Origin of the sequence: Escherichia sp. WS33, assembly GCF_046486385.1 — a bacterium.
Lineage (GTDB): Bacteria > Pseudomonadota > Gammaproteobacteria > Enterobacterales > Enterobacteriaceae > ECMA0423.
This window is the reverse complement of the sequence record NZ_JBJQLJ010000011.1, coordinates 75,730-92,246: the sequence shown is the minus strand read 5'-3', so window position 1 is coordinate 92,246 and position 16,517 is coordinate 75,730. Positions and strand designations below refer to the sequence as shown.

General features: G+C 51.1%; 11 protein-coding genes. 2 read left to right on the top strand and 9 right to left on the bottom strand.

Annotated elements, in window-relative coordinates; translation table 11 throughout:
* The first annotated feature begins 1 nt into the window (after position 1).
* Entirely contained in the window at positions 2 to 910 is a 909-nt protein-coding gene (locus ACJHXA_RS11480) for a LysR family transcriptional regulator (protein ID WP_001242678.1), read from the top strand.
* Here the strand turns inward: ACJHXA_RS11480 and ACJHXA_RS11475 are convergent, their stop codons facing one another.
* On the bottom strand, positions 911 to 2,341 hold the full coding sequence (locus tag ACJHXA_RS11475) for an APC family permease (protein WP_000918501.1): 1,431 nt from the start codon (positions 2,339 to 2,341) through the stop codon (positions 911 to 913).
* Between the two features lie 209 nt (positions 2,342 to 2,550).
* Positions 2,551 to 3,699 carry an MFS transporter gene (locus ACJHXA_RS11470; protein WP_000109289.1) on the bottom strand — a complete coding sequence of 383 codons (1,149 nt, stop codon included), beginning with the start codon at positions 3,697 to 3,699 and terminating at the stop codon, positions 2,551 to 2,553.
* Positions 3,700 to 4,012: 313 nt separating this feature from the next.
* Here ACJHXA_RS11470 and ycaC point away from each other — a divergent pair, with 313 nt between their 5' ends.
* Positions 4,013 to 4,639, top strand: coding sequence for an isochorismate family cysteine hydrolase YcaC (ycaC, locus tag ACJHXA_RS11465; protein ID WP_000165880.1), 627 nt, complete (start codon positions 4,013 to 4,015; stop codon positions 4,637 to 4,639).
* A gap of 35 nt (positions 4,640 to 4,674) precedes the next feature.
* Here the strand turns inward: ycaC and dmsC are convergent, their stop codons facing one another.
* The 7 genes from dmsC to ftsK all read right to left on the bottom strand — a co-directional run bounded on the left by dmsC (position 4,675) and on the right by ftsK (position 16,460).
* Positions 4,675 to 5,538 (bottom strand): dimethyl sulfoxide reductase anchor subunit DmsC, encoded by an 864-nt coding sequence (gene dmsC / locus ACJHXA_RS11460; RefSeq protein ID WP_000534637.1) that lies wholly within the window; start codon positions 5,536 to 5,538, stop codon positions 4,675 to 4,677.
* A 1-nt stretch (position 5,539) separates the two neighbouring features.
* Positions 5,540 to 6,157, bottom strand: coding sequence for a dimethylsulfoxide reductase iron-sulfur subunit DmsB (gene dmsB, locus ACJHXA_RS11455; RefSeq protein WP_000213098.1), 618 nt, complete (start codon positions 6,155 to 6,157; stop codon positions 5,540 to 5,542).
* 10 nt (positions 6,158 to 6,167) lie between these two features.
* Entirely contained in the window at positions 6,168 to 8,612 is a 2,445-nt protein-coding gene (gene dmsA, locus ACJHXA_RS11450; RefSeq protein ID WP_000850317.1) for a dimethylsulfoxide reductase subunit A, read from the bottom strand.
* A gap of 238 nt (positions 8,613 to 8,850) precedes the next feature.
* Positions 8,851 to 10,143 (bottom strand): serine--tRNA ligase, encoded by a 1,293-nt coding sequence (serS, locus tag ACJHXA_RS11445; protein ID WP_000886683.1) that lies wholly within the window; start codon positions 10,141 to 10,143, stop codon positions 8,851 to 8,853.
* Between the two features lie 90 nt (positions 10,144 to 10,233).
* Entirely contained in the window at positions 10,234 to 11,577 is a 1,344-nt protein-coding gene (gene rarA / locus ACJHXA_RS11440) for a replication-associated recombination protein RarA (protein WP_000067755.1), read from the bottom strand.
* A gap of 10 nt (positions 11,578 to 11,587) precedes the next feature.
* A complete protein-coding gene (gene lolA / locus ACJHXA_RS11435) occupies positions 11,588 to 12,199 on the bottom strand; it encodes an outer membrane lipoprotein chaperone LolA (RefSeq protein ID WP_001295343.1) in 612 nt (203 codons plus the stop codon).
* A 154-nt stretch (positions 12,200 to 12,353) separates the two neighbouring features.
* Positions 12,354 to 16,460, bottom strand: a complete 4,107-nt coding sequence (ftsK, locus tag ACJHXA_RS11430) for a DNA translocase FtsK (protein ID WP_000077063.1) — start codon at positions 16,458 to 16,460, stop codon at positions 12,354 to 12,356.
* Positions 16,461 to 16,517: the final 57 nt, after the last annotated feature.

Here is a 16,517-nt window from a genome sequence, read left to right as displayed (position 1 = left end):
AATGCGGATGAATATGTCTGACTTTGCCACTTTCTTTGCCGTGGCCCGTAATCAAAGCTTTCGTGCAGCGGGCGATGAATTAGGCTTATCCTCGTCCGCCATTAGCCATAGTATTAAAACACTGGAACAACGTCTTAAAATTCGCTTATTCAATCGGACAACCCGAAGCGTATCGTTAACGGAAGCGGGTTCTAATCTCTATGAACGATTGCGCCCAGCTTTCGACGAAATTCAGATCATGTTAGATGAGATGAATGATTTTCGTCTGACACCGACAGGAACGCTCAAAATCAATGCCGCCCGGGTAGCTGCACGTATATTTTTAATGCCTTTACTGGTTGGTTTCACACGTGAATATCCTGATATTAAAGTCGAGCTCACAACTGACGATTCTCTTGTCGATATCGTCCAACAGGGCTTTGACGCTGGCGTTCGACTTAGTGGCATCGTCGAAAAAGATATGATCAGCGTGGCGATCGGCCCACCAGTGAAATTATGTGTAGCAGCAACGCCAGAGTACTTTGCAAGATATGGCAAACCCCGCCATCCTCATGATCTGCTTAATCATCAATGTGTTGTTTTTCGTTATCCCAGCGGCAAACCTTTCCACTGGCAATTTGCAAAGGAGCTGGAAATTGCTGTCGCAGGAAATATCATTCTGGATGATGTTGATGCTGAACTGGAGGCCGTTTTGATGGGTGCTGGTATCGGGTATCTGCTCTATGAACAGATCAAGGAGTACCTTGATACTGGTCGTTTAGAATGTGTACTGGGAGACTGGAGCACAGAGCGTCCAGGCTTCCAGATCTATTATCCAAACCGCCAGTATATGTCCTGCGGCTTGCGCGCATTTCTCGATTATGTAAAAACGGGTCAGATCTGCCAGAGTCAGCGTCACCGACCACAATAATTATTTACTATTCGCTTTACGCGCCAGCAGCGGGAAAATCAGTCCTAATCCTACCAGCACAAACGGCGTTGCAACATTCAGCGCCAACTGGAAGGTCCACTCTGCAGTGAAGGCTTCCATTTTCGGGAAGATCCCCGTCAAACAGGCAAAGGCGGTAAAGGCAAAACACCAAATCCCGACGGTCATTGCCAGAGGCTTATTACGAATAAAGACATATTCTGGTTTATATTTCTGCGCCAGGCGAACGACTGCAATAAATGCAACAAATACCCATAAATAACGCAGCGGCATCACTACCGAGTTAAGATTCAACAGCCATTTATAGAGATTGTTCATATCACCGATGCCGAGAGTCGGCAGCATAATCAGAATTGCCACCAGCACCAGGGTCAGAAAATAGCCATTAACGGGCGTACCAGAAGCGTTGGTACGACATAAACTGGCTGGAATATATTTGCTGTCAGCATCACCTAATAGCACTTTAAGCGGGGCATCAATCGAGAATACCAGCGCAGCTACTTGTCCCAGGGTATTCGCAATGGCGTAAATCACCATTAAAGTATTACCTATGTTGTAATACTCGCCCAGCTTCTGAAAGGCGTAATATTGACCGTTAGTCATTAAGTCATCCGGGATATTACGCGAGTCAAACATCATCCCCATCGCCAGTGAGCCCAGAATGGCACAAACCGCAACCATCACCGCCAGGCATAGCATCCCTTTTGGAAATTCTTTTCCTGGGTTGCGCGTTTGATTAACGTAAGGAGAAATCTTCTCTGCTCCGCCAACCGCGAAAACCAGCATTGAAATAGTGGTAATGTAGGTAAAGTCGATATGAGGAATGAACGTTTCCCAGGTAATGTTTGTGGTCGCAATATGCACTTCAGTAATCGCAGGCGCGGTTACCGCCATTGCCACATACAGGAGCGACATAACAAACATCGCAATCCCTGCCACAGAACCGACGATTTTCAGCGATTTCATACCGCGTGAAGCAACCCACATAAAGAAGATAAACAGCACCAGCGTTAACCCCTGTAACGCTACGACTGAATATTCTTTGATTAGCGAACCGTCGCCTTTCATCGCCCAACCGAGCGCAATCAGAATTGCCTGGGGTTTTTGTGCCAGATAGGGAATATGCACCACCCAGTAGGTCCACGCGGCGAGATAAGCCAGTCCGGGTCCCATCGTGTGTTTAATCCAGGTACTGACCCCGCCCTTCCCATCTTTGAAGGTCGAGCCTAACTGACCAACAATTAGCGCATAAGGTGTGAAATAGAGTGCAAAGATAAACACCCATGAAAAAACAACCACCAGCCCCTGGTTGGCATAGTTATTAACAACGTTGCCAAAACCCCAGACAGTGATAAAAGACATCAGCGCAATGTTGTACCATCGCAGCTGTTTTTCCTGAACATTCCCAGCCATAGACAAATCCTTCGCCAAAATTAAAGGGGCATCTGTAAAACGTGGGATTATGCGCGGCAAATAAGAAGTGCGGAAATAGCGAAATGCAAAATTATAACCTGCTGCACATTTTATTTTTAAACGAATAAAATTTGGAATAAAGCAAGTCAGATAGAAGAAACAAAAAAGCAGAGTGTGAAACAGTAAGTTCACACTCTGCTTGAATTCATTTACACGTGAGCAACGGGTTTCGGCGTATGACCGGCGTTGCGCAGCAGCATCAGCAAATAGATAAACGATACGCTGGCGATCATGATAAACAATAAATTATCGGAGAAATTCTGCATTAGCATAGCGGTAAATGACGGGCCAAGCAGACTTCCCACGGTATAGCTCAACAGTAAGGCCTGGTTCATCGCCACCAGTTGATGATGTTCAACTTTCTCACAAGCCCAGGCCATCGCCACCGGATATAGCGTAAAGCCAGCGGCACCGAGGATGAATAACGCAGGGGCCATCGCCGCCTGGCTAAGCATCGCGATACTGCCGAGAATGACGACAAAGACCTGAACACGCAACACCAGCAGTCGACCAAACTTATCCGCCAGACGTCCAATCGGCCATTGTCCGAGGATACCCGCACTGACCAGTACCGCCATCCAGAAACCAATACTGGCATTGCTCACCCCTTTGTGATTGAGGTACAACGGCATCAGGCCATATAGAGATCCCAGAACGATTCCTGAGATAATGCAGCCATTCACGCCAAGCCGCGCCTGACGGAGTTTTAGCATTGCCGTAATTGACGTCGAATCATGGTTTTCAGCCTGCTGATTCAGCACACGCGTAAACAACAGCGGTAAGATCCCTGCCAATGTCAAACCTGTAACCCACGGCAATACGCTCATCAGCTCGGTTGAGACCTTGCTGACCAGTAACTGGCCTAAAAACGTTCCCACGTAATAAACCATCATGTATGCAGCAAGCAAACGCCCACGGTTACGTGACGTCCCACTGCACATCAGCGCGCTCTCAACAACCACCCAAATCATGGCACAGCCGACGCCAGCGACAAAACGCCACGCCAACCAGCTCCAGAAACCAATCATCAGGCCAAGGCCGGCACAGCCAGCGGCAAAAATGAAGGAGGCCAGATAATAGCTGCGGTTAAAGCCAATGCGTTTAATGACATACCCTGTCAGCAATGTACCGACAAGGTTGCCGGTAAAATAGGATGAGCTGACAACGCCTACCTGCCATGTGGACATGTGTTCCTGGGCGAGCCAAAGCGGCACGAGTGTATTTAACACCGCAATCGCCAGAGTCAACAAAAGCAGGCCAGACAGCAAAAGCATGACAGGCCGGGTATACGTGGACATGAATTAAAACCGTGAGGAAGTTCAAATTTCATGCGCATCATGCCACCGCCAAAAACATTGTCAATGGGTGAAAATACGCGATATCCCAGCGGCGGTATTATCGATTTATATTACTCATTCATAACGCTAATGCTGAAGAGATGATTAGTCTCATCTGATTGTTTTTATTGAACTAACACAAATTTCATACGCTTCGTTCAGTCGAAAAATTTCATGGTCACAGCAAACTCATATTTCCCGTCTATGCTTTCAGAGCAATGCATCGCATCTGATCGATTTCAGACGTACCACTGACTCTCGAAAGGAGAAGAGGATGACCAAACCGTATGTTCGTCTTGATAAAAATGATGCTGCCGTTTTGCTTGTTGATCACCAGGCTGGTTTACTTTCCCTTGTACGGGATATCGAACCTGATAAGTTTAAAAATAACGTGCTGGCGCTGGGTGACCTGGCTAAGTATTTCAACTTACCAACTATTCTTACCACCAGTTTTGAAACCGGTCCTAACGGCCCATTAGTTCCAGAACTGAAAGCACAATTCCCCGATACACCTTACATTGCTCGCCCGGGAAATATTAACGCCTGGGATAACGAAGATTTTGTAAAAGCTGTCAAAGCGACAGGTAAAAAACAGTTAATTATTGCCGGTGTGGTAACCGAAGTTTGCGTGGCATTCCCGGCGCTTTCAGCCATTGAAGAAGGGTTTGACGTCTTTGTCGTGACTGACGCGTCAGGGACCTTTAATGAAATTACCCGGCATTCGGCATGGGATCGCATGTCGCAAGCTGGTGCGCAATTGATGACATGGTTCGGCGTGGCGTGCGAGCTGCATCGCGACTGGCGTAATGATATTGAAGGACTGGCGACGTTGTTCTCTAACCACATTCCTGATTATCGTAATTTGATGACCAGTTATGACACGTTAACGAAGCAGAAATAAAAGAGAACCGGGGCCGAAACCCCGGTTGTTACTGATTAGCTTGCGACGGCCATCCCCACGGTCATATGCAAACCATAGAATACGCCGCGACCGATTAATTCCCCTGCCAGAAGCAGAATGAATGAGACGGATAGTAGCGGAACCGCAGGCTGATAACCTTTTAGCTGTGGTGCAATCCACAAGCACAGGGCAACGGCCAAAAGCACGATCCGCCAGGACATCAGCGCACCATAGTCCGGCACCAGCGCTGCGGCCTGCTGCACAGAACTATGAATAGTCGCCAGCTCTGCGCCCTGCATCACTGACACCACGCCACTCACTACCAGTGCCAGTACAGAAATTGCTGGCAGCAGACGCATCGCCCAGCCATCGACGCCAGCCAGACTCAACAACAGGTAACCCAGTAACGGGCCGCCCATAAACATCGTCAGGAAGAAGCCCATCGGCGTCCAGATGCTGTACCAGGTCGGAACGGTATCAATGCTGTTATACACACGCACCATCATCCAGACAAAGATGACGCCAAGAACCATCGTCACTATCAGCCACAGCGTACGCAATGCCGGTGACAGCTTTTTCAGCATTGCCAGCAACCAGCCGATGCCGCCTACGGCAAAAAAGATCGAACCGCTGGCGATTTCGTTACTGAGTGCTGAAGCCCCTACCCGGTTGAGCGAGTTAAAAGCGCGCATTGGTGAACCAAGATGGAGCATAGAGGCGATAAAGCCAATGCCCATCAGCACCCATAAACCAAACATGCAGGCGATAACACGCTGCTGGGCTTCTGCTCGCAGGTCGCCTTTGAGCAGCGCCAAAGCCAGAACGATAAAACCACCTGCTACACATTGCCCGAAGACCGTGAAGATCATCAGCGGCCATTCATGCCATCCACTTCCCATCTCACACCTCCTTCGGGTTTGCCAGATAGCCAGTGGTATCCCCGGTCGGGCGGCTATTGGCATTGGGTTTGATCACAATATTCGGTTTGGTAAAGTGAGCTCGCGGCAACGGCGCAACGGCCGCCAGATCGCCATGTTTTTTACGCAGCTCGTCGATAGGGCCGAAATCCAGCGCCCGCAGCGGACAAGATTCAACACAGATCGGCTTTTTACCCTCCGCAACACGGTCATAACAACCATCGCATTTGGTCATATGGCCTTTCGTTTCGTTATATTGCGGTGCGCCATACGGGCAAGCCATATGGCAGTAGCGGCAGCCAATGCACACATCTTCATCGACCACAACAAAACCATCTTCACGTTTATGCATCGCACCGCTCGGGCAGACTTTAGTACAAGCCGGATCTTCGCAGTGGTTACATGAAATCGACAGATAGTAGGCAAACACGTTCTGGTGCCAGACACCGTTATCTTCCTGCCAGTCGCCGCCAGCATATTCATAAATGCGGCGGAAGCTGACTTCTGGCGTCAAATCTTTGTAGTCTTTACAGGCCAGCTCGCAGGTTTTGCAACCGGTGCAACGGCTGGAATCAATAAAAAATCCATACTGGGTTGTCATCGGTTACTCCTTACACCTTTTCAACCTGAACAAGGTTTGTATGTGACGGATTCCCCTTAGCGAGAGGAGACGGACGTTGAGTGGTCAGTACGTTGATACAACCGCCCTTATCGACACGTTTTGTATCCGGGTCATACCAGGCACCTTCACCCAGTGCGACCACACCCGGCATCATTCGTGGCGTCACTTTCGCCTCAATATGAACCTCACCACGATCGTTAAAGATCCTGACTTTATCGCCGTTGTTGATACCGCGTTTTTGCGCATCAAGCGGGTTGATCCACATTTCCTGACGGCAAGCTGCTTTCAGCACATCAACGTTGCCGTAAGTTGAGTGAACGCGAGATTTATAGTGGAAACCCGTAAGCTGCAGCGGATACTGTTTGTTCAACGGATCCTGATAACTTTCAAAGCCCGGCGTGTAGATCGGCAGTGGATCGATTACATCGCCTTCTGGCAATTCCCAGGTAGCGGCAATGTCAGCCAGCGCCTGCGAATAAATCTCAATTTTGCCCGATGGCGTGGTCAGTGGATTTGCCTGAGGATCTTCACGGAAAGCTTTATAAGCAACGTGGTGCCCTTGTGGGTCGCGCTTTTTAAAGATCCCCTGCTTGCGGAACTCTTCAAACGTTGGCAGTTCAGGAATCGCTTCCCGCGACTGGGCATACAGATGCCGCATCCACTCTTCCTGTGTACGGCCTTCAGTAAACTGTTGCTCAACGCCAAGACGTTTTGCCAGTTCGCTGGTCATTTCATAGATGGTCTTACATTCAAAGCGCGGTTTAATCACCTGATCGTTGAAAATCACGTAAGACATATTCCCGCAGGATGCATCCAGTGCAAAGTCCATCTGTTCGGAAGCGGTGCAGTCAGGCAGCAGGATGTCAGCATATTTCGCCGATGAGGTCATGTGGCAGTCGATAACCACAATCAGCTCGCACTTCTTATCATCCTGAAGGATTTCATGGGTACGGTTGATTTCAGAATGCTGGTTAATCAGGCAGTTACCGGCATAGTTCCAGATCATTTTGATCGGCACATCCAGCTTATCTTTCCCGCGTACACCATCACGCAGCGCTGTCATTTCCGGGCCACGTTCAATGGCATCGGTCCACATAAACATCGAAATGCTGGTCTGGATCGGGTTTTCCAAGGTCGGCATACGGACAAACGGTAAGCTGTATGAACCTTCACGCGCGCCGCTGTTGCCTCCGTTAATACCAACGTTACCGGTCAGAATCGCCAGCATCGAGATAGCACGGGTTGCGATTTCACCGTTAGCGTGACGCTGCGGGCCCCATCCCTGGCTGATAAACGCCGGTTTGGTACTGCCGATTTCACGAGCCAGTTTGATGATTTTGTCTGCCGGAACACCGGTGATTTGTGAGGCCCATTGCGGTGTTTTAGCCACGCCATCTGGCCCTTCACCCAGAATATAAGCTTTATAGTGGCCATTTTTCGGCGCGCTAGCGGGCAGGGTTTTCTCATCGTAGCCAACGCAATATTTATCAAGGAATGCCTGATCCACCAGGTTTTCGGTGATCATGACATACGCCAGACCGTTAACCAGTGCGGCATCTGTTCCTGGACGAATAGGGATCCACTCATCTTCGCGCCCGGCACCGGTGTCGGTATAGCGCGGATCGATGATGATCATGCGGGCATTAGATTTCTGGCGTGCCTGTTCAAGATAGTAAGTCACCCCACCGCCACTCATTCGCGTTTCGCCTGGGTTATTACCAAACAGCACTACCAATTTACTGTTTTCGATATCCGACGGGCTGTTACCATCTGCCCAGCCGCCGTAGGTATAGTTCAAACCTTCCGCAATTTGCGCAGAAGAGTAGTCACCGTAATGGTTAAGATAACCGCCGCAGCAGTTCATCAGGCGCGCGACCAGGGTATTTCCCGGCGGCCAGGAGCGGGTCATGGTGCCGCCCAGCGTACCGGTGCCATAGTTCAGATAGATAGACTCGTTGCCGTACTCTTTGATCAGGCGCTGCATATTGGTCGCGATGATGTCGTAGGCTTCTTCCCAGCTAATGCGCTCGAATTTGCCTTCACCGCGCGCCCCGACTCGTTTCATCGGATATTTCAGGCGGTCCGGATTGTAGACACGGCGACGCATGGAACGCCCACGCAGACAGGCGCGAACCTGGTGCAGGCCGTCGTAATTGTCATCGCCGGTATTGTCCGTTTCGACATATTTGATTTCACCGTCCACGACGTGCATACGTAGCGGGCAGCGACTACCACAGTTAACTGTACAGGCGCTCCAGATAACCTTTTCGTCTGATTTTGTTGGAATGGCGCTATCGACAGCGTGCGCAATCCGACTAAAAGGTAATGTTAATGCGCTGCTGGCCATTGCCAGGCCGCCGATCGCTGTCGTTTTTACCAAACCACGGCGACTCACCTCAGCAGCCAATACCGCATCAGGGATTTTCGTTTTCATAATGGCTCACTCAAGCTTGCTCACGATTGATTCCAGTAACAAACCGTATTGTGTAATTATTTCTATAGCAGTTCGCTATATAGGCTTGTATACATCGAATAATTTGAAAATCAAAGAGATAGGTAGATTTTCACTCGAAAGTAGTATTACGTGTAAGTGAGGAGTAATTATTGTTCGGTATCAAAGGGAGACAAAAAAAGCGCCCGCAGGCGCTTTTTAGATTCAGAAAAATTGGGTATTAGCCAATATATTCCAGTCCGTTCATATACGGACGCAGAACTTCTGGTACTTCAATACGACCATCAGCCTGCTGATAGTTTTCCATAACCGCAACCAGCGTACGACCAACAGCCAGACCAGAACCGTTCAGGGTATGAACCAGACGGGTTTTCTTGTCCGACTTGCTGCGACAACGTGCCTGCATACGACGTGCCTGGAAATCCCAAACGTTGGAGCAGGAAGAGATCTCACGGTAGGTGTTCTGTGCCGGGATCCATACTTCCAGGTCGTAAGTTTTGCAAGCGCCAAAGCCCATGTCGCCAGTGCAAAGGATGATTTTACGGTACGGCAGGCCCAGCAACTGCAGGACTTTTTCTGCATGACCAGTCATCTCTTCCAGCGCCGCCATTGAGTCTTCCGGGCGCACGATCTGCACCATTTCAACTTTGTCGAACTGGTGCATACGGATCAGACCACGGGTGTCACGACCATATGAACCGGCTTCAGAACGGAAGCATGGGGTGTGGGCGGTCATCTTAATTGGCAGATCATCTTCATCGATGATTTCACCGCGCACCAGGTTAGTCAGCGGAACTTCTGCCGTTGGGATCAGCGCATAGTTACTGGTGTCTGCTTCTTCTTCCAGCGGACGAGTATGGAACAGATCGCCAGCAAATTTCGGCAGCTGACCCGTACCGTACAGCGTGTCCTGGTTAACCAGGTACGGAACATAGTTCTCACTGTAGCCATGCTGTTCGGTATGCAGATCCAGCATAAACTGCGACAGTGCGCGGTGCATGCGAGCAATCTGCCCTTTCATTACCACAAAGCGGGAACCGGTCAGCTTAACTGCGGCTGCAAAGTCGAGGCCAGAGTGCATTTCACCCAGCGTCACATGGTCACGAACTTCAAAGTCAAACTCACGCGGGGTGCCCCAGCGGCTGACTTCGACGTTGTCATTTTCGTCTTTACCTACCGGCACTTCATCTGCAGGCAGGTTAGGGATGGTCAGCGCGATATCGCGAATTTCAGCCTGTAAAGCATCCAGCTCGGCTTTTGCTGCATCCAGCTCTTCGCCCAGTTTGTTCACTTCCAGACGTAAAGGCTCGATATCTTCCCCGCGCGCTTTCGCCTGGCCAATGGATTTCGATCGGGAGTTACGCTCCGCTTGCAGGTTTTCCGTTTTGACCTGCAATACTTTACGACGCTCTTCAAGAGCGCCCAGCTTATCTACATCCAGCTTAAAGCCCCGGCGTGCCAGTTTTTCAGCGACTGCGTCTGGCTCATTACGCAGCAGATTGGGATCGAGCATGCTTATCCTGTGCTTATCGAATTAAATGGGAGATGTGGCCACAGCCTGCGACCACAGGGATACAGTAACAACATTACCGCAACGATAACATTAACGGTAGCGTTTTATGGGGCTATTTTGATCCTGTTCAGCCAGCCAGGCGAGCTTTTCGCCAATCTTGCCTTCAAGGCCCCTGTTTGTCGGGAAATAATAGCGTGTTTGTGCTATTTCCGGCGGGAAGTAAACCTCACCGGCAGCATAAGCGTTTGCTTCATCATGAGCGTAACGATATTCCTGCCCGTAGCCCATTTCCTTCATTAATTTCGTCGGCGCATTACGCAAATGAACCGGCACGTCATAATCCGGACGTTCGCGAGCATCCGCCAGCGCGGCTTTAAACGCAGTGTAGACAGCGTTGCTTTTTGGCGCGCAGGCTAGGTAAACAATCGCCTGAGCAATGGCGCGTTCACCTTCCGCCGGGCCAACGCGAGTAAAGCAATCCCAGGCCGCAATTGCCACCTGCATCGCCCGTGGGTCGGCATTGCCGACATCTTCGGAAGCAATTGCCAGGCAACGACGCGCGACATATAACGGATCGCCACCGGCGGTAATAATTCGCGCATACCAGTAGAGCGCCGCATCGGGTGCGCTACCACGTACCGACTTATGCAGTGCGGAAATCAGATCGTAAAAGCGATCGCCTTTGTTATCAAAGCGGGCGCTACGTTCACCTGCGATTTCGGTCAGTAATTCAGGCTTCAGGACCCGCTTACCGCTATCATCGACTTCGGCCATATCCGCCATCATTTCCAGCGTATTTAACGCCCGGCGCGCGTCGCCATTCACCAGTTCAGCAATGGCGCGTCGTGTTTCATCTGGCAGAACAATATCCTGACCACCATAGCCACGGGTTTTGTCTTCCATCGCCTGAGTTAGTACTTGCTCAATATCCTCTGTACTCAGGGATTTCAATAGATAGACACGGGCACGGGAAAGCAGTGCCGAATTAAGCTCAAACGACGGGTTTTCAGTGGTTGCGCCAATAAAAGTGATGGTGCCGTCTTCAATATGTGGCAGAAATGCATCCTGCTGGCTTTTGTTGAAACGGTGAACTTCATCAACAAAAAGAATAGTGCGGCGACCTGCATTGCGATTTTGCCGGGCGCGCTCGATCGCCTCGCGAATTTCTTTCACGCCAGAGGTGACGGCAGAAATACGTTCCACATCAGCGTTCGCATAGCGGGCAATCACTTCAGCGAGGGTTGTTTTGCCGGTACCCGGTGGCCCCCAGAGGATCATAGAATGTAAATGCCCGGCTTCGATAGCGCGCGGCAACGGCTTCCCCGCAGCCAGCAAATGTTGCTGGCCGATATACTGTGCTAAATTTTCTGGCCGCATACGCGCGGCCAGAGGTTGAAAAGTATTATCCGAAAAATCGAGCGACAGATTGCTCACTCAGGTGCCTCTACTTACGTTGATCATCTACCGTGACGCCTTGCGGCGGGGTGAAGGTAAATTTCGCTGCATCCACAGCCCCATTTTGCTGGGATTTCAGTTGATAACTGCTGCGCTGATCGTCCTGCTCCACCGCGCTAAACTGATGGATTGTGCCATCACGTCCCACGTTAATGGTGAACTGCTTCAGATTGCCATTGCTGGCTTTCGGCGTCAGGACAAAGTCATCGCCATTCTGTTTGATATTGTACTGCTGCCAGTCGCTGGACTGGTTGCGGGCAATCAGCATAAACGGCGTATTACCGGTGGCATCTTTCAGCCAGGTTGCCGTAGCTTGCTCAACGAACGGGTTATAGAACCACAGTGTTTTACCGTCAGAAACCAGAATGCTTTCATCAGGTTGTGTCATATGCCAGTTGAATAAGTTTGGACGTTTCACCCACAGATCGCCCTGACCTTCCTGCACCGCCGCGCCGCTACCGTCAGTCACTTTTTGTGTGAAGCTGGCGTGGAAGCTGCTGACTTTATCCAGGCGGCTTTTCAGATCGCTTGCGGCATCAGCCCAAACGCTGCTTGCTACTAAGCTTGAGAGTAATGCACAGGTGATGGCAATTTTTTTCATCATTATTCCTCAAATTACGTCACTCCCGATCGGGAGTTCCCTCTACTCTCTATTCCAGGCTAATAATCAGCTTGAGGAAAGAAGAAAATACTGAATTTTCAGTTGATAGAGTGCCGGATGCGACGCTACCGCGCCTTATCCGGCAATGCATTAATTAGTCAAACGGCGGTGGGGCCAGCACTTCACGATTACCGTTGTGCCCCTGTTCGCTGACAATCCCCTGCGCTTCCATCTGTTCGATAATACGCGCTGCACGGTTATAACCAATGCGGAACTGACGCTGTACGCCAGAAATTGACGCTTTGCGTTTTTCAGTGACAAACTGCACCGCCTGATCGAACAACGGATCCAGTTCTTCAGCGCCATCGAAACCGCCCGCGCCACCTTCGCTTTCACTGTCGGAAGTGATGCCATCAACATACTGTGGGCGACCACGCGCTTTCCAGTCCTGCACCACGGCATGAACTTCCTGATCGCGAACAAAAGCACCATGGACACGTACCGGCAACGTGGAGTTCGGCCCAGAGTAGAGCATATCCCCCATCCCCAGCAGTGATTCCGCGCCAGCCTGATCAAGAATGGTACGTGAGTCAATCTTACTGGATACGGTAAAGGCGATACGGGTCGGAATATTCGCTTTAATCAGACCAGTAATAACATCAACCGATGGACGCTGAGTTGCCAGTACGAGGTGGATACCCGCGGCACGGGCTTTTTGCGCCAGACGTGCTATCAGCTCTTCCACTTTTTTACCTACCGTCATCATCAGGTCGGCAAATTCGTCAACCAACACCACAATGTATGGTTCTTTTTTCAGCACCGGATGCTGGGCATCCATACTGTCACCCGGCTTCCAGTACGGGTCTGGAATCGGACGCATCATGCGATCGGCTTCAGCAATTTTTTCGTTATAACCCGCCAGATTACGCACACCCAGCGCAGACATCAGTTTATAACGACGCTCCATCTCGTTAACACACCAGCGCAGCGCGTTGGCGGCATCTTTCATATCAGTAACGACTTCCGTTAACAGATGCGGAATGCCTTCATAAACCGAAAGCTCCAGCATTTTCGGGTCGATCATGATGAAACGCACATCTTCTGGCTGTGCTTTATAAAGCATGCTCAGGATCATCGCGTTCACACCGACAGATTTACCGGAACCGGTAGTCCCCGCAACCAACAAGTGCGGCATTTTCGCCAGATCGGCAACCACCGGCTCACCGGCGATATCTTTACCCAGCACCACTGTTAATGGCGACGGATTATCGCGGAATTTGGCGTTATCCAAAACTTCGCGCAGATAAACGGTTTGTCGTTTTTTATTTGGTAACTCCAGACCTACATAGGGTTTGCCAGGAATAACTTCAACGACACGCACCGCCACCGTCGAAAGTGAACGGGCAAGGTCCCGTGACAAGTTAGAAATGCGCGCCGCTTTTACGCCAGGAGCCAGGTTAAGTTCAAAGCGAGTGATAACCGGCCCCGGAGAGTAATTGACGACATCGGCTTTAATACGGAAATCAGCCAGACGCGCTTCCACCAGGCGAGCCATTTGTTCAAGCGCAAAGGTATCTACCGGCTCCACTTCGCTCGGCGGCGGTGTCAGCAAATCCAGAGAAGGCAGCGGCGTCGTCGGTTTATGCAACGGACGGCTGTCGCCATTACGCATCAACAGCGGATGAAGCAGGGTATCCTGCTGCTGCGGTGCAACCGGTTGTTGCGGCTGTTGATACTGCGGCTGCGGCGCAACTGGTTGTTGCGGCTGCTGATATTGCGGCTGTGGCGCAACCGGTTGTTGCGGCTGCTGATATTGTGGCTGCGGCGCAACCTGCTGTTGTGGCTGCTGATACTGCGGCTGCGGCGCAACCGGCTGTTGCGGCTGCTGATATTGCTGCTGTGGCGGAACTGGTTGTTGCGGCTGCTGATACTGCTGCTGCGGTGCAACCGGTTGTTGCGGCTGCTGTACAGGTTCAACAATTGGCGTAAACAACGGTTCGTGTGGACCATCATCCAGCAACGCTTTCATTGGCGAAAATTCAAAATCATCCAGCGAGAACGGATTCGCCCCAGCCGGTTGTTCGCCGGAATAACGTTGTTGTTGAGTTTGCGCAAACTGACGAGCCAGTTCAGCCTCTGCCGCAGCATCTGCATCTTCTGCGTTTACGGGCACATCATGTTGATACTGTTCGCCATAGCGTTGCTGCTGTGTCTGGGCGAACTGACGTGCCAGTTCATCCTGCTGCATCGCATCGATTTCATCATCGTTATACTGATCGCCAGAATCATACTGATTGCGCTGGGCTTCACGGGCTTTCTCTTCCGCCGCACGCTGTGAGGGCAGCTTAATACCGTAAGACGCCAGTTCACGACGAGTTGGCACGCGGATACGTTTCGGTCGTGGCAACTGCGGGCCAATCCCCTCTTTGACTTGCGGACGCGGTCCACCGCTATTTGCCAGACTGAAGACTGGCGCGGCAACGGTTGCGGCAGCCCCCGTCGCCAGTGTCGCTTTTTTCACGCCAGATGCCAGCGGAGAAACAGCGGCAGCGGCTTCTACTGGAGGTACTGCTGCAACAGAAGGCGCTTTCAACGAAGATTTGATCGGTTCTGGTTCTTTAACCGGTTCTGGAATCGGTTGATACCAGGCCGCAAGTTGTTCACGTTCACGGGCTCGCTTCTCTTCCACTTCTTCAAAATAGTAAAGCGGCGGACGCGCGGGTTTTGTCTCTTCTACAACGGGTTCAGGCTCCACAACAGGCTGCTGTTCAACGGATTGCGGCTGTTGGTACAACGGCTCCTGAGCGGCTGGTTGCTGATAAGTTTGCTCAGTCTGGTATGTAGACTGTGGAGCAAAAGTGGATTGCTGCTCTTCGGCTTGCCAGGCGTTACCTGCCACCGGTTGTTCTGGCGCAGGGGCGTAATACGGCTGTTGTGCAGGCTGTTCCGGCGCAGTTGCGTAATACGGTTGCTGAACAGGTTGTTCCGCCGCAGGAGCGTAGTAAGGTTGTTGCGCAGGTTGTTCAGCTGCAGGTGCATAATACGGCTGCTGCGGCTGTACTGGTTGTTGCAGCGGCTCATTATATTGCACTGCAGGCTGCGCATATTGTGACTGCTGTGGGTAACCTTCCGGTGCAGGAGCAATAACCGGCTCTCCCGTTTGTGGACCCGGTACAGGCTGCCAGGCTACTGTAGGTTGCGAGGGTGGAACATCAACAGAGGCAACAGGCGGCGTCTGAGTCACAGGTTCAACCGGCGCAGCCCAGCTTTGTGTCGCCGTGGTAGCAGCAGCTGCTACAGCGACAGGTTCGGTAATTGGCGCACCGTTTAATAATGGATCGTATTCGTCATATTCTGGCTGCGTTGCACGATTGCCCGAAAATAGGACGTCGTCCGGGTCGGCAGCCACACCGCGTGCAGTGTAGGTAATCTCTTCGTCATCATCCATCCGCTTACCGGAGAACAACGCAGCGTCTGTTTGCCGCCCCATCGGATTAATGAATTTTTCCGCCAACCGTTTACGACGCGCTAGCGCGCCGCGAAGAATACGGGCACGGCGTGATTCATGCTGTTTGCCGTGGTTTTCATCTTCATACTCTTCGTCATCTTCATATTCATCTTCATCGACCCAGGTATCATCGCGACGGGTACGATTACTGGCGAAGGTGAGAATGTTTAAAATCCAGCCGCCGAGTTTTTCAGCAATGGTCACCCATGACCAACCGGTGAACAGCGTCAGGCCCGCAGCCCAAACGCAGAGCAGCGCAATAGTTCCCCCGCTACTGTGTAGCAGTGGTTGTAGCGTAGTACTTAGTAAGCTGCCAATGACGCCACCGGAGGCAAAATACCAGATATCGTCAGCGTTGATTGCCGCCAGACCACAGGAGGTAAGGATGAGCGCCAAAACGCCAATGATGCGTAGCGAAACGGCAAAATAATCAATGTATTCGTCGCTGGACTGATGACGCCAGGCAAACCAACAACCGCCGACAATAATGACGGGAATGGTGTAAGCCATCACGCCAAAAATAAAGAACAGCGTATCTGCCAACCACGCACCGGGCATCCCACCTAAATTATGGATAGGTTCATGCCAGGCCGTTTGCGACCAGCTGGGGTCCGAAGGGTTAAAGCTTAGTAAGGCAGCCATCAACCAGACGGCAAACAGGACAATAAGGATCAGCAACGCCTCCAGAAGGCGGCGGCCGCTACTTAACTTTGTCAATGTGACTTCTTTGTCTTCAGTGTATTCCTGGCTCAAGAAAGGCTCTCCAGGTTACAGGCTTTTCCTGCCCGATGCTAAAACGGACAACAGTAC

What these genes read in the sequence shown, in the direction of transcription:
- ACJHXA_RS11480 (WP_001242678.1), top strand. Translation starts at nt 2, where the DNA reads ATGCGGATGAATATGTCTGACTTTGCCACTTTCTTTGCCGTGGCCCGT.
- ACJHXA_RS11475 (WP_000918501.1), bottom strand. Translation starts at nt 2,341, where the DNA reads ATGGCTGGGAATGTTCAGGAAAAACAGCTGCGATGGTACAACATTGCG.
- ACJHXA_RS11470 (WP_000109289.1), bottom strand. Translation starts at nt 3,699, where the DNA reads ATGTCCACGTATACCCGGCCTGTCATGCTTTTGCTGTCTGGCCTGCTT.
- ycaC (WP_000165880.1), top strand. Translation starts at nt 4,013, where the DNA reads ATGACCAAACCGTATGTTCGTCTTGATAAAAATGATGCTGCCGTTTTG.
- dmsC (WP_000534637.1), bottom strand. Translation starts at nt 5,538, where the DNA reads ATGGGAAGTGGATGGCATGAATGGCCGCTGATGATCTTCACGGTCTTC.
- dmsB (WP_000213098.1), bottom strand. Translation starts at nt 6,157, where the DNA reads ATGACAACCCAGTATGGATTTTTTATTGATTCCAGCCGTTGCACCGGT.
- dmsA (WP_000850317.1), bottom strand. Translation starts at nt 8,612, where the DNA reads ATGAAAACGAAAATCCCTGATGCGGTATTGGCTGCTGAGGTGAGTCGC.
- serS (WP_000886683.1), bottom strand. Translation starts at nt 10,143, where the DNA reads ATGCTCGATCCCAATCTGCTGCGTAATGAGCCAGACGCAGTCGCTGAA.
- lolA (WP_001295343.1), bottom strand. Translation starts at nt 12,199, where the DNA reads ATGAAAAAAATTGCCATCACCTGTGCATTACTCTCAAGCTTAGTAGCA.